This window comes from Natronospira proteinivora, assembly GCF_024170465.1.
Lineage (GTDB): Bacteria > Pseudomonadota > Gammaproteobacteria > Natronospirales > Natronospiraceae > Natronospira > Natronospira proteinivora.
Window position 1 is genome coordinate 1,175,001 of sequence record NZ_JALJYF010000002.1, and the last position, 15,007, is coordinate 1,190,007.

14 protein-coding genes, 4 tRNA genes and 2 rRNA genes (1 of these 20 running past the window's edge) are annotated in these 15,007 nt (G+C 58.7%); 14 read left to right on the forward strand and 6 right to left on the reverse strand.

Annotated features, from left to right (window positions below):
* The 5 genes from J2T60_RS12335 to J2T60_RS12355 form a co-directional block, all read left to right on the forward strand.
* Nucleotides 1–2,672: ribosomal RNA gene (locus tag J2T60_RS12335) — 23S ribosomal RNA — on the forward strand (it extends 210 nt beyond the left edge of the window).
* Nucleotides 2,673–2,793: 121 nt separating this feature from the next.
* Nucleotides 2,794–2,909 (forward strand): 5S ribosomal RNA (rrf, locus tag J2T60_RS12340).
* A 141-nt stretch (nucleotides 2,910–3,050) separates the two neighbouring features.
* Nucleotides 3,051–3,983 (forward strand): citrulline utilization hydrolase CtlX, encoded by a 933-nt coding sequence (gene ctlX / locus J2T60_RS12345; RefSeq protein WP_253450744.1) that lies wholly within the window; start codon nucleotides 3,051–3,053, stop codon nucleotides 3,981–3,983.
* A gap of 15 nt (nucleotides 3,984–3,998) precedes the next feature.
* Nucleotides 3,999–4,466: a PaaI family thioesterase gene (locus J2T60_RS12350; RefSeq protein ID WP_253450747.1), complete on the forward strand. Its 468-nt coding sequence runs from the start codon at nucleotides 3,999–4,001 to the stop codon at nucleotides 4,464–4,466.
* 85 nt (nucleotides 4,467–4,551) lie between these two features.
* A complete protein-coding gene (locus J2T60_RS12355; RefSeq protein ID WP_253450750.1) occupies nucleotides 4,552–5,385 on the forward strand; it encodes a dimethylarginine dimethylaminohydrolase family protein in 834 nt (277 codons plus the stop codon).
* A gap of 27 nt (nucleotides 5,386–5,412) precedes the next feature.
* On the opposite strand, the gene J2T60_RS12360 is transcribed toward J2T60_RS12355, so the two are convergent.
* From J2T60_RS12360 to J2T60_RS12385, 6 genes are all read right to left on the reverse strand, one after another.
* Entirely contained in the window at nucleotides 5,413–6,297 is an 885-nt protein-coding gene (locus tag J2T60_RS12360; protein ID WP_253450753.1) for a diacylglycerol/lipid kinase family protein, read from the reverse strand.
* Nucleotides 6,298–6,572: 275 nt separating this feature from the next.
* Nucleotides 6,573–6,965, reverse strand: a complete 393-nt coding sequence (locus J2T60_RS12365; protein WP_253450756.1) for an ectoine synthase — start codon at nucleotides 6,963–6,965, stop codon at nucleotides 6,573–6,575.
* A 238-nt stretch (nucleotides 6,966–7,203) separates the two neighbouring features.
* A complete protein-coding gene (gene ectB, locus J2T60_RS12370) occupies nucleotides 7,204–8,484 on the reverse strand; it encodes a diaminobutyrate--2-oxoglutarate transaminase (RefSeq protein ID WP_253450759.1) in 1,281 nt (426 codons plus the stop codon).
* Nucleotides 8,485–8,528: 44 nt separating this feature from the next.
* The gene (ectA, locus tag J2T60_RS12375) at nucleotides 8,529–9,077 is read right to left on the reverse strand and encodes a diaminobutyrate acetyltransferase (protein ID WP_253450762.1); all 549 of its coding nucleotides are present in this window, start codon (nucleotides 9,075–9,077) and stop codon (nucleotides 8,529–8,531) included.
* Complete coding sequence (locus J2T60_RS12380) at nucleotides 9,074–10,288, reverse strand: aspartate kinase (RefSeq protein ID WP_253450765.1); 1,215 nt, start codon at nucleotides 10,286–10,288, stop codon at nucleotides 9,074–9,076. The genes ectA and J2T60_RS12380 overlap by 4 nt, the downstream gene beginning before the upstream one ends.
* Nucleotides 10,289–10,384: 96 nt before the next feature.
* Complete coding sequence (locus tag J2T60_RS12385) at nucleotides 10,385–10,993, reverse strand: MarR family winged helix-turn-helix transcriptional regulator (protein WP_253450768.1); 609 nt, start codon at nucleotides 10,991–10,993, stop codon at nucleotides 10,385–10,387.
* A gap of 152 nt (nucleotides 10,994–11,145) precedes the next feature.
* Between J2T60_RS12385 and plsY the strand changes: the two genes are divergently transcribed.
* The 9 genes from plsY to J2T60_RS12430 all read left to right on the forward strand — a co-directional run.
* Nucleotides 11,146–11,793 (forward strand): glycerol-3-phosphate 1-O-acyltransferase PlsY, encoded by a 648-nt coding sequence (plsY, locus tag J2T60_RS12390; RefSeq protein WP_253450771.1) that lies wholly within the window; start codon nucleotides 11,146–11,148, stop codon nucleotides 11,791–11,793.
* The gene (locus J2T60_RS12395) at nucleotides 11,786–12,799 is read left to right on the forward strand and encodes a biotin--[acetyl-CoA-carboxylase] ligase (RefSeq protein WP_253450775.1); all 1,014 of its coding nucleotides are present in this window, start codon (nucleotides 11,786–11,788) and stop codon (nucleotides 12,797–12,799) included. Before plsY ends, J2T60_RS12395 begins: the two co-directional genes overlap by 8 nt.
* Complete coding sequence (locus J2T60_RS12400) at nucleotides 12,796–13,518, forward strand: type III pantothenate kinase (protein ID WP_253450778.1); 723 nt, start codon at nucleotides 12,796–12,798, stop codon at nucleotides 13,516–13,518. Before J2T60_RS12395 ends, J2T60_RS12400 begins: the two co-directional genes overlap by 4 nt.
* Nucleotides 13,512–14,198: a hypothetical protein gene (locus J2T60_RS12405; protein ID WP_253450782.1), complete on the forward strand. Its 687-nt coding sequence runs from the start codon at nucleotides 13,512–13,514 to the stop codon at nucleotides 14,196–14,198. Before J2T60_RS12400 ends, J2T60_RS12405 begins: the two co-directional genes overlap by 7 nt.
* A 35-nt stretch (nucleotides 14,199–14,233) precedes the next feature.
* A tRNA-Thr gene (locus tag J2T60_RS12410) sits at nucleotides 14,234–14,309 on the forward strand.
* 107 nt (nucleotides 14,310–14,416) lie between these two features.
* A tRNA-Tyr gene (locus tag J2T60_RS12415) sits at nucleotides 14,417–14,501 on the forward strand.
* A 94-nt stretch (nucleotides 14,502–14,595) separates the two neighbouring features.
* Nucleotides 14,596–14,669: transfer RNA gene (locus tag J2T60_RS12420), tRNA-Gly, on the forward strand.
* A 40-nt stretch (nucleotides 14,670–14,709) separates the two neighbouring features.
* A tRNA-Thr gene (locus J2T60_RS12425) sits at nucleotides 14,710–14,784 on the forward strand.
* Between the two features lie 127 nt (nucleotides 14,785–14,911).
* On the forward strand, nucleotides 14,912–15,007 hold a 96-nt coding region (locus J2T60_RS12430; RefSeq protein WP_220348929.1), incomplete at its 3' end, for a GTP-binding protein.

Sequence of the window (15,007 nt, forward strand, 5' to 3'; positions counted from 1 at the left end):
AGGAACAGAAATCAACCGAGATTCCCTTAGTAGTGGCGAACGAACGGGGATTAGCCCTTAAGCTTTGATGCGGTTAGCGGAACACTCTGGAAAGTGTGGCGACACAAGGTGACAGCCCTGTACGCGAAAACCAATTCAAAGTGAAATCGAGTAGGGCGGGACACGTGATATCCTGTCTGAACATGGGGGGCCCACCCTCCAAGGCTAAATACTCCCTACCGACCGATAGCGAACCAGTACCGTGAGGGAAAGGTGAAAAGAACCCCGGAGAGGGGAGTGAAATAGAACCTGAAACCGTATGCGTACAAGCAGTCGGAGCCCGCAAGGGTGACGGCGTACCTTTTGTATAATGGGTCAGCGAGTTACTTTTAGTGGCAAGGTTAACCGTATAGGGGAGCCGAAGGGAAACCGAGTCTTAATAGGGCGCTGAGTCGCTAGGAGTAGACCCGAAACCGAGCGATCTATCCATGGCCAGTGTGAAGGTGGGGTAATTCCCACTGGAGGCGCGAACCCACTAACGTTGAAAAGTTAGGGGATGAGCTGTGGATAGAAGTGAAAAGCTAAACGAGCTCGGAGATAGCTGGTTCTCCCCGAAAACTATTTAGGTAGTGCCTCGTGTCTCACTCTCGGGGGTAGAGCACTGTTTCGGCTAGGGGGCCATCCCGGCTTACCAAACCGATGCAAACTCCGAATACCGAGAAGTGCAATCACGGGAGACAGACTGCGGGTGCTAAGGTCCGTAGTCGAGAGGGAAACAGCCCAGACCATCAGCTAAGGTCCCCAAGTCATGGCTAAGTGGGAAACGATGTGGGAAGGCACAGACAGCCAGGAGGTTGGCTTAGAAGCAGCCACCCTTTAAAGAAAGCGTAATAGCTCACTGGTCGAGTCGGCCTGCGCGGAAGATTCAACGGGGCTAAGCCATGCACCGAAGCTATGGGCGCACATTGTGCGCGGTAGGGGAGCGTTCCGTACGCCGCTGAAGGGAGACCCGCGAGGGCTCCTGGAGGTATCGGAAGTGCGAATGCTGACATGAGTAACGATAAAGCGGGTGAAAAGCCCGCTCGCCGAAAGCCCAAGGTTTCCTGCGCAACGCTAATCGGCGCAGGGTGAGCCGGTCCCTAAGGTGAGGCCGAAAGGCGTAGCCGATGGAAAACAGGTTAATATTCCTGTGCCATGTATTACTGCGAAGGGGGGACGAAGGAGGCTAAGTCATCCGGGTGTTGGACGTCCCGGTTCAAGCGTGTAGGGAGTGCGGATAGGCAAATCCGTTCGCACAATCCTGAGGCGTGATGTCGAGGCTCTGAGTGAGCCGAAGTGACCTATGCCATGCTTCCAGGAAAAGCCTCTAAGCATCAGGTAATACGTGACCGTACCGTAAACCGACACAGGTAGGCGAGGAGAGAATCCTAAGGCGCTTGAGAGAACTCGGGTGAAGGAACTCGGCAAAATGGTACCGTAACTTCGGGAGAAGGTACGCCTCCATTAGGTGAAGGTCTTCGCGACCAGAGCTGAAGGAGGCCGCAGTGACCAGGGGGCTGCGACTGTTTACTAAAAACACAGTACTCTGCAAACACGTAAGTGGATGTATAGGGTATGACGCCTGCCCGGTGCCGGAAGGTTAATTGATGGGGTTAGCTTCGGCGAAGCTCCTGATCGAAGCCCCGGTAAACGGCGGCCGTAACTATAACGGTCCTAAGGTAGCGAAATTCCTTGTCGGGTAAGTTCCGACCTGCACGAATGGCGTAACGATGGCCCCACTGTCTCCACCCGAGACTCAGTGAAATTGAAATCGCAGTGAAGATGCTGCGTTCCCGTGGCAAGACGGAAAGACCCCGTGAACCTTTACTACAGCTTTACACTGAATTTTGAACATGCTTGTGTAGGATAGGTGGGAGGCTTTGAAGCGGCGACGCTAGTTGTCGTGGAGCCACCCTTGAAATACCACCCTGGCATGTTTGAGGTTCTAACCTAGTTCCCTTATCGGGATCAGGGACAGTGTATGGTGGGTAGTTTGACTGGGGCGGTCTCCTCCCAAAGAGTAACGGAGGAGCACGAAGGTACCCTCAGCGCGGTCGGAAATCGCGCAATGAGTGCAAAGGCATAAGGGTGCTTAACTGCGAGACAGACACGTCGAGCAGATGCGAAAGCAGGTCTTAGTGATCCGGTGGTTCTAAGTGGAAGGGCCATCGCTCAACGGATAAAAGGTACTCCGGGGATAACAGGCTGATTCCTCCCAAGAGTCCACATCGACGGAGGAGTTTGGCACCTCGATGTCGGCTCATCACATCCTGGGGCTGAAGCAGGTCCCAAGGGTATGGCTGTTCGCCATTTAAAGTGGTACGCGAGCTGGGTTTAGAACGTCGTGAGACAGTTCGGTCCCTATCTGCCATGGGCGTTGGAAATTTGAGGGAAGCTGCTCCTAGTACGAGAGGACCGGAGTGGACGCACCCCTGGTGTTCCGGTTGTCACGCCAGTGGCACTGCCGGGTAGCTACGTGCGGAAGGGATAACCGCTGAAAGCATCTAAGCGGGAAGCCCCTCCCAAGATGAGATTTCCCTGGACCTTTAAGGTCCCTGAAGGGCCGTTGGAGACTACAACGTTGATAGGCTGGGTGTGGAAGGTCAGTAATGGCTGAAGCTAACCAGTACTAATTGCCCGTGAGGCTTGACCATATAACACTCAAGCAACTTGAGTGTGCGACTAGAATAGAAGGCTGCATTGCTGCAGTAGCGCCAAGACGATCTTTCGAATTCCCAGAGTCTGCTCCGGCAGGCTCTGCTGTGAGCCAGTTTGCCTGGCGGCCATAGCGAGCGTGAACCACCCGATCCCATGCCGAACTCGGAAGTGAAACCGCTCAGCGCCGATGGTAGTGTGGGGTTTCCTCATGCGAGAGTAGGTCACCGCCAGGCTCATAAGTACAGCCCCAAGACCGAATTCCGGTCTTGGGGCTTTTTTTATGTTGTTCCCATTCGTGAACGGTGGCTCATTGGGCTGAGACTCGCGTGGATATCGTTTAAAATAGGCTTTTGAGCAATTAATTGGGGGCAGGCATGTCCAGTGAGGCACAGATTACCGATTCGGTTATCATGATTCGGCCAGCCAGTTTCACGTCAAATCCAGAAACCGCCGCGAGCAACAGCTTCCAGGCTGAACTGGGTGAAGCGGATCCCGCCGAGGTACGGGTCCAGGCGCAGCGGGAATTTGCCCACTTGGCCGACGCGCTGGAGGCTGCGGGTGTTCGCGTCTTCCGGTTCGAGGATACTCCGGAGCCAGAAACCCCAGATGCTCTTTTCCCCAATAACTGGCTATCCACCCATGCGGATGGGGTTGCCATTCTCTATCCCATGGAAGCGCCCAGCCGCCGTACCGAACGTCGCCGGGACATTCTGGATACCCTTTCACAGCACCACAGCTATCATTGCCAAGCTCTGGAAGACCTCTCCCATTATGAAGAAAAGGCCCGTTACCTCGAAGGTACCGGAAGCCTGATTCTTGATCGGGTCAACCGTATTGCCTATGCCTGCCTCTCGTCTCGCACCCACCCCGCTCTGTTTCATGACTGGTGCGAGCGCTTTGATTATGAGCCCGAGGCTTTTACTGCCCGAAATGAAGGTCAAGAGATTTATCATACGAACGTGATGATGTGTCTGGGTGAGCATTTTGCAGTGATTTGCGATGAAGCTATCGAGGATGAGCAGGAACGGATCCGGGTGTTGTCACGCTTGGAGAAAACCGGACACCAAGTGATCTCCATTACCCTAGGGCAGATGAATCAGTTTGCTGGCAATATGCTGCAGCTGAAAAGCGGTGATGGGACTCGCGTGATTGCCATGTCCGATCAGGCTCTGGAATGTCTGAGTGATTTTCAGCGTCAGGCCTTGGAGTCCCATGGCCGGATCGTGAGTGCGGATATCCGAACAATCGAGACCTATGCTGGCGGCAGTGTGCGTTGCATGTTGGCGGAGAATTTCCTGCCACGATAAGCCCAGGAGTGAACCATGCCTACGGAGAAATGCCTGCAGGAGATCTACGCGCCCCACAATGCCTGTTATGGATGTGGACCGGCAAACCAGCGGGGTCTCAAGGTTCGATCCTTTGTTGAAGGCGACCTGGTGGTAGCGAACTGGACCCCAGAGTCCCATCATGAAGCATTCCCAGGAGTGCTCAATGGTGGAATCATTGGTTCCATTCTTGATTGCCATTGCAACTGGACCGCAGCCTGGCACCTCATGCAGAAACAGGGTGTCAAAACGCCACCTTGCACGGTAACAATGGAATATCACATCAAGCTTCGCCGACCCACGCCCAGCGACCAGCCGCTGTCGCTTCAGGCCTGGGTAGAAGCGTCTACCGACGATGTGGCCTCAGTTCGCGGCGAGCTATACGCAGGCGGCAAGCTTTGCGATGTCTGTACCGGAAAGTTCATGGCAGTAAAGCCGGGGCATCCCGCCTATCATCGCTGGTGATTGTTCATGAGCCACATCCCATCAAGTGTCAGGGGCGCCTGATCCCGTCACCCGTTTAATTTGTCACTGTCAATGGAATCCAGTTATGTCCAAGCACACCCGAATACTCATGTGTCCACCCACCTATTTTCATGTCAATTACGCCATCAATCCCTGGATGAAAGGCAATGAAGATCAGGTATGCCAGGAATCGGCCATGGAGCAATGGCAAGCTCTTCGGGACTTGGTGAGCCGTTTTGCCACGGTAGAAGAAATTGAGCCCCAGCAGGGCGTGCCGGACATGGTTTTTACCGCGAATGCAGGCACGGTGGCTGGCAAGCGCGCTGTGGTTTCGGCCTTTGCCCACAAGGAACGTCAGCCGGAAGAAGCCTATTTCGCCCGCTGGTTCCGGAATAATGGTTTTGAAGTGGGGGAGTTGCCGGCCGGGGTGCGTTACGAAGGCGCGGGCGATTCCCTCTTTGATCGAGCCGGCCAGTGGCTTTGGGCCGGCTCGGGTTTCCGCTCCGATGAGGCGGCTCAGGATTTCCTCCGGGATTTTCTGGGTGTTGAGGTGCTGGGTCTAAAGTTGGTGGATGAGCGTTTCTATCATATCGATACATGCTTTTGTCCGCTCACCGGCGGCTACCTGATGTATTTTCCGGATGCCTACGATGTGGCTTCCAATGAGCGTATCCACGCCCGCGTTCCGGCTGAAAAGCGCATCAAGGTCACTGAGGAAGAGGCTGCCGTATTCTCATGCAATGCCATTAATGTAGGCAAGGACATCATCATGCATGAATGCTCAGAGCGACTGCGTGCGGCCTTGGCTGAACATGGCTTTGAAGTCCATACCACCTCCCTGTCGGAGTTTCTCAAGGCTGGCGGCTCTGCCAAGTGTCTGAGCCTCAAGCTGGATGAGCCTGAACAGCTTGAAGAGTAATACTGGATCATTGCTGGACGTGAGGGTTTAGCAGAGAAAGCACAATGCTCCGGGCAAGATGCCGATTTCCAGGCGTTTTGCCCGGTGGTAAATGATTTCACCATCAGCGTGGACCAATGTCGGTTCGGGAAGCTGAATCCTCACTCGGCGGGTTAGCCAGCGCTGATAGCCCGGAATGCCTTCCACCTCACCGTCAAGAGCCAGGGGAAGATAGCGCATGATGGCACGCCGACTCATATCAGGTGCAATCACCAGATCCAGGCGGCCGTCTTCAATATCCGCATGGGGAGCCAGTTGGAAGTGACCGCCTTCATAACTGCCATTCGCGACCACCACCAAGGTGACAGACTGCTCCAGCTCGCCTTGGTCGTGGCTGAGCTTGATGGGTGTCGCCCTTTTTCCGATTAATGATCGGAGCAGGGCACTCATGTAACGGCTCTGTCGAGGGATCCAGCTGGAACTCTGGGAGGCTTTTGCGATTTGGGCATCCAAGCCAATCCCCAGGCTGTTAATAAAGAACAGATCGTTGCATTGGCCCACATCCACCCGTCGCTTGGTTCCCAGGACAAGACGGTCGCAGGCATCCTCCCATTCCATGGGAATGCCCAGGCTCTTCGCAAAGTCGTTGCCGCTGCCCAATGGAATAAGTGCCAGGTCTGGAACTGGGCCGTCGCTCTGCAAGCAACCGTTGATGATTTCAAACAAGGTGCCGTCGCCACCGGCAACTGCCAAGGTACGTGCACCGGACTCTGCCAGTTCCCGAGCCAATGCTACACCCTGGCCGGGTCCCATGGTGAGATGCGTGACAAGCGAGGCACCCAACTCACGCAAGTGTTTTTCCAACGCCTCCGCCATCTCCCCCGCTCTGCCCTGGCCGGCGGCAGGATTAACAATCAGCTCAACCCGATTCACTATAGGCCCCTTTTTGTTCCCGATCGGACGCTTCTCGACCTGAATGGAGAGCATTCCTTGGTCCATTGGACCGCTAAGTCGGCCTTTGTGCAAGACCTCGGCGAGAGATGGGGTAATGGACGACTTTTGGCTCGGCCAGCGGGGCTCATGAGTGGCAGGCCATCTCTGGCAACTGCCGGGTATCGTTTGAAGTCTTGCTTGATTGAATAAAAAAGACCCGGGCGGTGTTGCCGCCCGGGTCTTTTTCTAAAGAGTAAACAACGCCAGGCTTCTGCCTAGTCCTTATCCACCGGATAAACGCCGTTCTCATCGTGCACTTCCCGCCCACTAATGGGAGGGTTGAACACGCATACCATCCGCATGTGGGTGCCCTTGTTGGCTCGCAGATAGTGCTCGTCGTTCTTATCCAGTACATAGATTTCACCGGCCTTCACCGGCCAGATCTTGCCGTCTTCCACGGTCTCCACTTCACCTTCACCTTCGATGAGGTAGACCGATTCCAGGTGGTTCCTGTAATGAATATGGGTCTCGGTGCCTTCACGGATGACCGTGTCGTGCACGGAATAACCCATTCCGTCATCCTTGAGCACGAGACGACGGCTCACCCAGTTGCCACCGTCCACTTCCCGGTCGGTACCCTTTACTTCTTCCAGTGACCTTACGAACATGATCTTCTCCCATTATGGTATCGGCTTGTCCACGACAAGACAGAGTCGTTGCCCGGCCCATTAGCTACTGGGTCAGGCCCATCCAACACTGCGGCGGTAATGCATGCCGGAACCAGGGTGGGGCCCGTGCTCATCGTGGTCCGCGACTGAGGCTATGCCTCGCTTGAGTCACCGGGGGCGATAGTCGCCCCCGGCTCAAAACAGGTCATTGAGACCCTGGTGGTGGTCAGGCAGCTTTTCAAGCTGCGCTTTGGTCACCCAACTTCTTGACCACCGTTTCTGCCACCTGATCCAGAATATCCAGACCCTTTTTCAGGTCTGTTTCCTCAATCACCAGAGGCGCGAGGAATTTGACCACATTGTCATTGATTCCGGCCCCTTCGATCACCAAGCCGTGCTTGAAGGCTTCCTCGGAGAAGTGATCGGCCAGGCCGGCATGCCTGGAGGCCAGGCCCCAGATAAAGCCCCGGCCCCGTACATGGGCCTTGAGTTCGGGGTGGCGTTTGGCAATGGCCTCGAAGCGCTCCCGGACGATCTCACCCTTGCGCAGGACTTCCTTGCTAAAGGCATCATCTTTCCAGAACTGCTCAAGTGCGGCCGTGGCGGTAATGAAAGCCAGGTTATGGCCCCGGAAAGTCCCATTATGCTCGCCGGGACTCCAGATATCATGCTCGGGCTTGAGCAGTACCACGGCGAAGGGAAGACCGTACGCGGACAGGGACTTGGACAGGCAGACAATATCCGGGTCCAGGTCCCAGTCTTCAAAGCTGAAGAAGCTCCCGGTGCGCCCGCAACCTACTTGGATATCATCGATGATTAGCAGGATGCCGTGCTTCTTGCAGATCCGGCCCAGCCGTTCCATCCACGTCCGACTGGCTACGTTCACGCCACCCTCCGCCTGAACGGTCTCAACGATCACTCCTGCCGGCATTTCGACGCCGGAACCCCGGTCTTCCAGCACGTGCTCGAAGTAGTCCAGGGTGTCCACGCCTTCACCCATGTAGCCATCAAAGGGCATGGGGGTGGCGTTGCTCAGGGGTTGCGCGGCGCTGTGGCGCTTGCCTTCATTCCCGGTTACCGCCAGGGAACCCACGGTCATGCCATGGAAGGCATTGGTGAAGAAGGCCATATTGGTGCGACCGGTGACCTTGCGGGCCAGCTTCATGGCTGCTTCCGTGGCGTTAGTACCGGTGGGTCCGGGGAACTGCACCCGATAATTCATCTTGCGCGGTTCCAGGATGATGCGGTGGAAGGTCTCCAGGAAGCGTTCCTTGGGGGCGCTGTACATATCCAGGCTGTGGGTAATGCCGCCGCGCTCTACATAATCCAGTAGCGGCTTGCGCAGAGCAGGATGGTTATGGCCGTAGTTCAGCACCCCGGCCCCGGCGAAGAAGTCCAGATACTTCTCACCTTCCGTGTCGGTCAACCAAGCGCCCTCGGAGGTATCCCAGGTCTTGGTGAAGGTGCGGCAGTAGCCGCGGACTTCGGATTCATATTTGTCGATGGTCGGATTACTCATTATTCCTCCGGTATTTAATAATCGTTTTCGTGTTCCAATTCGTTTCAGGCTTCGGGCCACTCAATGGGCCCCACCCGGTAAAGGTGTTCGCTTTCGTGCGGCTCCGGGAAGAACTCGCTGGGAAAAAAGGGCAGCTTGCGGCATTCGGTATTGGAACGCTTGGCAAAGGCTCTGAACAGATTCTGTGACGGCTTGTTGCTGGGGGTGACGCTGGCTTCCAGGTAATGGACGTTGCGGCAGGCCGGCAGCGCCATCAGGTGACGCAGCAGCCGCAGCCCAACCCCCTTGCCGCGCACCTTCTTGCTCACCCCAACTTGCCAGACGAAAATGGTGTCAGGCTGACGGGGTGGGATATAGGCCAGTACAAAGCCCACCATCTGCCCGTCCCGTTCGGCTACCAGGCAGGTATCACCGAAATGCTGACAGAGCAGAATGTAGGCGTAGGAGGGGTTCTGCTCCAGAACCCCGGCCGCTTCCACGAACTTCCACATCTCGCCACCGTCGGTGGCAGTGGCGGCGCGGTAGATGATGTCGGCATTCTGATCAGGCACGTTGGCTTCCTTTTGCTGAATCGGTTTAGCGGAATCGTTCATGCCACCTCCTTGGCCTGGTTGCTGTCTTCCAGAAAGGCGGCATGCAGGGCACGCATGGCATCACCCACCTGGGAGGCATCCACCAGGCAGGTGAGAGAGTGGTCTCGAGTGAAACTGACACGGACACTCACGCCGGCCTCCTCTAGGGCCTTCTCGGCCTTGAGTAGAATCTCCGGATCCTTGCCCGTGTCCAGACCCACGGCGGAGACCGAGCCCTGGGAGGTGGTCACGGTGATCCGGTCATCAAACTGGTTGCGCAGGCGCTCGGCGAAGCTGTCCAGGTTGGCGATGTCTTCGGTAGAGATGAGCATGTCCCGGCGTTCGCCATCCTCGCCGGTATCGTCCACGAAAATGTCGTTTTTTTCGATGGCTTCCAGTACTTCGGCGCCCAGCTTGGCCACCAGGTCTTGGCCACGCAGGGAGACCCAGACCAGCTCCTTGTGACAGGCCACGCCCAGGACCTTGGCTTCCTCGTCGGCTTCCCGGTGGTGAATACGAGTACCGGGGGCATCGTTAAAGGTGCAGCGGGCGCGCACTTCCACATTCTCGCGCCAGGCATATTCCACGGCGCGGGGGTTGAGGACCGAAGCCCCGTGGTGAGCCAGCTCGGTCATCTCCACATAGCTGATTTCCGGCATGGGGCGGGCGTTATCCACGATCCGCGGGTCAGCGGTGTAAACGCCATCCACATCGGAGTAGATCTCGCAACGATCCGCTTCCACGCCGGCGGCCACGGCTACGGCGGTGGTGTCCGAGCCGCCCCGGCCCAGGGTGGTGACCTCGCCGCGACTGTTCATGCCCTGATACCCGGCTACCACCACAATGCGATTCCGTTCCAGTTCTCGATGGACGCGGCCGGCCTGGACGTCGGTGATCCGGGCATTGAAATGATTGTCGGTGGTGCGGATGCCGGCCTGGGGGCCGGTGAGGGAAATGCAGTCTTCCCCCAGCTCTTGGATGGCCATGCTCAGCAGCGACATGGAAATCCGTTCACCGCAGGCCAGCAGCATGTCCAGCTCCCGGCGGGAGGGATCATTGGCCAGGTTGCGGGCCATATTCAGGAGGTTGTTGGTGGTCTTGCCCATGGCCGAGACCACCGCCACCACTTCATTGCCCGCCCGTCGGCAGTCAACAATGCGTTGGGCGACATGACGAATCTTGTCTTCGTCGGCGACCGACGATCCCCCGAATTTCTGCACGATGAGGCTCATCGCAGCTCTCCTGCGTTTCCGTTGCTTGAAAGGTGAAAAACAAAACGATGCATGCGTTCCGGATCGATCCATGCGACCCCTTGATCTGCCCACCGATTAGCGGTTGCCAAGGAGGTCATGGTCGGAGCGCACTTGAGCGTCCCCCGTGTCGGGAGACGGTCTTGAATGGCTGGGTTCGCCCCGCAGAGGGCGCACCTGGGCGGTTTCGGAGCCTGTCGGCCAGTTAGCCAGCAAGGGAGCGGCGTCGATCTCCTCTGCCTCCATCATGGTTACCACCTCCTGGAGGACGCGATCGATTTCCGCCTGGCGGGTCTCGGGGAGCTGGGACAGGCGTTCGGTGAAACGTTCGTGTAGTGGCAGTGGGGTATTTTCGGCCACGGTCCGTCCATCCTCGGTCAACTGCACCAAGACCTGGCGCTTGTCTTCCGGGCGCCGTTCCCGGGTGAGATAGCCTCGGCGTTCCAGACGATCCAATATGCCACTGATTGTAGCCGGACTCAGGGAGATCTCCCGGGCCAGTTGCCCGGGCGTCATGGCACCGCCACTCACCAGCTGGCGCATGCATACCAGCTGTGGCCCGGTCAGACTGTGCCGGACCGAAAGCTGACGGCTGTAGAGGTCCACTGCGCGGATGATCCGGCGCAAGGCCCTCAGGATGCTCTCGTCATACTGGCTGGTCAGGGATGAGTTGGCGTTCGCTGACACGATAGTTTTCCCGCTAAATATTTAGTATGCGAAATATTATAGCGCGAAAAATTTGTATTGAAAAGAAATCCAGCCCCGTGCCGGTGTCGCCCGCTTGGGCCCGGTGGGCTGGTAAACTGCGCAGCAGACCGATAATGAGGAGTAAATAAGCCATGCTCGAATTGGCCCTGAAAGTCCTGTTGGCCTACCTCCTGGGTTCCATGATGGGGGGCTTGCTGCTTCGCCCCGTGGTGGGTGGGGCGGATATTCGCCGGGAGGGTAGCGGTAATGCCGGTGCCACCAATGCCCTGCGTACCCGCGGCAAGGGCTTTGCTGCGGCGGTGGCGGTGGTGGATGTGCTCAAGGGAGTGGCTGCGGTCACCCTTGTGCCGTGGCTGCCCTTGCCGGGCGTGGAAGCGGGCGCTGTGGCCGGGGAGTGGCTGATGGCCCTTTGCGGGGTGGCGGTGGTCTTCGGCCATATCTGGCCGATCTGGCATGGTTTTCGTGGCGGCAAGGGCGCGGCGACCCTGGTGGGCGTCATGGTAGTGGTGGCTCCCGTGGCCCTGCTGCCCATTCTCGGGGTCTGGGTCCTGGTGCTGGTATTGAGTGGCTATGTGGGCCTGGCCACCGTCCTGGCCGCGGCCATGGGGCCGGTCTACGCCCTGGCGACGGGGCATGCCGTGGAAAGCATGTTGTTCACCTTTACCCTGGCCATGTTCCTGACCGTGGTTTACACCCATCGTGGCAATCTGACTCGCCTTGTTCGGGGCGAAGAGCATCGCTTTGATCGGGTGATGGTGTTGCGTCGCCGGAATGACTGAATTGCAGCGAGAACGCCCGCCCCTGCGCAACGCCCTGCTGGGCGCCTTGTCTGTGGAGGTCTTTCGCTCCGGGGCTGATCTTGCGCGTGAGCTGGGTATTAGCCGGGCCGCCGTCTGGAAGCAGCTGGAGGGATTGACTTCGGCCGGTCTCGGTCTTGAGCGGGTCCGGGGGCGTGGCTATCGCTTGTTGCATCCGGTGGAGCTTTTGGATGCCAGGCAGATTCGTCAGGCCATGGGGTCTGAGCTGGCCGACCGCCTGACCCTGGATATCTGGGATCGAGTGGATTCCACCAACCAGCGACTAGATGCCTGGCGTGACGTTCCTGGGCCGGTGGCCTGCCTGGCCGAAGCGCAACTCAGTGGCCGCGGTCGCCGTGGCCGCCAGTGGCAGTCGGCCTATGGGGCCGGTATTCCCCTGTCGCTCCGCTGGCCCTTCCAGACCCTGGATGCCAGTCTTATGGGATTGGCACCGGCGGTGTCCGTGTCTCTGGCACGGGCCCTGGAATCCCTCGGAGCTGAGCCGCCGGGGCTGAAATGGCCCAATGACTTGGTGTGTCGCGACGGCAAGCTGGCCGGTATTCTAATCGAATTGCGTGGTGAGCCGGCCGGGCCCTGCGATGTGATTATCGGCCTGGGTGTCAATTGGGTGGCACCCTGGCAGTCGACGGATCAGCCCACCGCCGGGTTGGAACGCTTGTTCCCGGCGGGGGTACCCTCCCGCAACAAGCTGGTGGGTGAAATCCTTCGGCAACTGGCCGGGGATCTGGAGGTGTTCTCGCGGCAGGGCTTTGCGGCCTTCGCGGAGGCCTGGGCCGCCCGGGATGGGCTGGCGGGGGCACCAGTCACCCTGGCGCTAGGGCATGAAACCCGGCAGGGCCGGGCATTGGGGTTGGACAAGGAGGGCGCCTTGCGTCTGCAGGCGGCGGATGGGGCCATCGAAATCTGGCAGGTCGGCGAGGTTTCCGTTCGCCGCGCTGAGGTAGATGGCCCTGGAGGCGGTGGATGAAGCTGCTTCTGGATTGTGGCAATAGTCGTCTCAAGTGGGCCCTGGCCGATCCGGCGAGGGGCTTGTGGCGACAGGGGGCCGTCGAGACGGTAGAGGCCTTGCCGCCACTACTGGAGGTCGATCCGGAGGAGATCGTGGTCGCATCCGTCCGCCAGGATTCGGATTTCCAGGCGCAACTGACCTGGCTGCGGCATTGGCAGCCGGGGGGGGTTCGAGTGCTGGCCACGCCCATGGCCCATGGCGGCCTTCAATGTGCCTATGCGGAACCCCAGCGTTTGGGGGTGGATCGCTGGCTGGCCATGCAGGGTGCCTGGGCAAGGCTGGAAAGCGGATTTACCGTGGTGGATGCGGGCACGGCGGTGACCATTGATCTGGTAGCGGATGATGGTCGCCATCAGGGGGGTGCCATACTGCCCGGCGTGGCCTTTATGGTGGAGTCCCTGGTGCAGGGCACCACTGGGATTCGGCCCCGTCCGGATGATGGGCCGGCTCGCTACCCGGCCCGCGATACCGGGGCGGCCGTCCGGGCTGGCAGCCAAATGGCTGTGGAGGGCGCGGTACGCCAAGCATTGCACGAGGCCACGATGCTGGATTGCCACGGGCCGCTGCTATTGACCGGGGGGGATGCCGCAGTGCTGGCGGAAATGCTGCGTGATTTGTCGCCCTGGCATCTGGAATCCCTTGTTTTTGAGGGCATGCTGGAGATGAGCCCGTGTTGAGAGTGCTCTTTATCCTGCTGCTTGGCGTGAACCTGCTGCTACTGCTGTGGCAGTGGCATGCCTCGGCGCCCGATGAAGAGCGACTGATTCAGGTGGCGCAACCTTCGGAGTCCGTACTGCGACTCGCCGAGGATCACGTCCCGGCATTGCCGGCGCCGGGATCGTCTTCCGATCCGGCTGAACGGGGCTTTGAACTGGAAGGCTGCCTGCTCCTGGGGGGGGTGGAGTCGGAGATCGCCCTGCGCGCCGTCGCCCAGAGTCTGGGCATACCGGACCCGGATTTTCATGTGGAGCGTCAGCGGGTCCAGGTGGCCTGGTGGGTGATTATCCCCGCCGAGGCGGTGAGCGAGCGGGAGCAAGTGGCCGCCGAATTGGATGCCTCCGAGGCGGGGGAGTATTTCTTTATTGCCACCGGCGACGAGGCAGGTGGGGTATCGCTGGGCCTGTTTAGCAGCGAGGAGCGGGCGCTCAGTCGTCAGCAGCAGCTCTCGGACCAGGGTTTCGAGACCGAGCTGCGAGAGCGCTGGCAGGAAGATGTCTATTATTGGTTGCCCCTGCCCTTGGGGATGGCGTTTGACCGGGAGGTCCTATCGCCGGATCAGCCGCTCTCGATCAAGCCGGGTTTGTGCCCGAATGCAGACAAGGTGCTTGTGGGTCGTCCCGCTGAACGGCTAGAATAGCGCGCCCGTCGCGAAGGTGATTGAGATTCAACAATGCTGGCGTAGCTCAGTTGGTAGAGCAGCTGATTTGTAATCAGCAGGTCGCGGGTTCGACTCCTGTCGCCAGCTCCATATTTTGCCGGCCAATTTTATCAGGGTCTGCCTTGAAGGGAAGTTTCGCACCCTTGATGGTTGACAGTGTCCTGTCATCTGGGCGAAAATCCCCGGCTTACGCTTGCGGAGGGGTACCCAAGCGGCCAACGGGGGCAGACTGTAAATCTGCTGGCTTTGCCTTCGGAGGTTCGAATCCTCCCCCCTCCACCAGATATGACGCGCGCCCACCCGGGGCAGCCCGGGTGGGCGCGTCTGCCGAAGCCCGGGGAAAGTGGACGGGGCGGCGCGATCAGCAAGGTCGCATGCGGGTGTAGTTCAATGGTAGAACCTCAGCCTTCCAAGCTGATGATGTGGGTTCGATTCCCATCACCCGCTCCAGGCAGGATGGGCCTGTGCTGCTGAGGCAGGCTTGGATATTGCCCATATAGCTCAGTGGTAGAGCACTCCCTTGGTAAGGGAGAGGTCGGCGGTTCAAATCCGCCTATGGGCTCCATCGATGGGCTCGCCGCCGCTGGCGCGAGTCTCCGGGGTGGTGCGTCTGCACTGCCCCTTTGGTTGTTGTTGCCCTGCGGGGCGGCACGAGTTGGCTTAAACAGAGATTGCTTTCCGGGAGCGCCAGAATGTCCAAGGAAAAGTTTGAAAGAACAAAGCCGCACGTAAACGTGGGAACGATTGGTCACGTTGACCATGGTAAGACGACGCTGACGGCGGCGCTG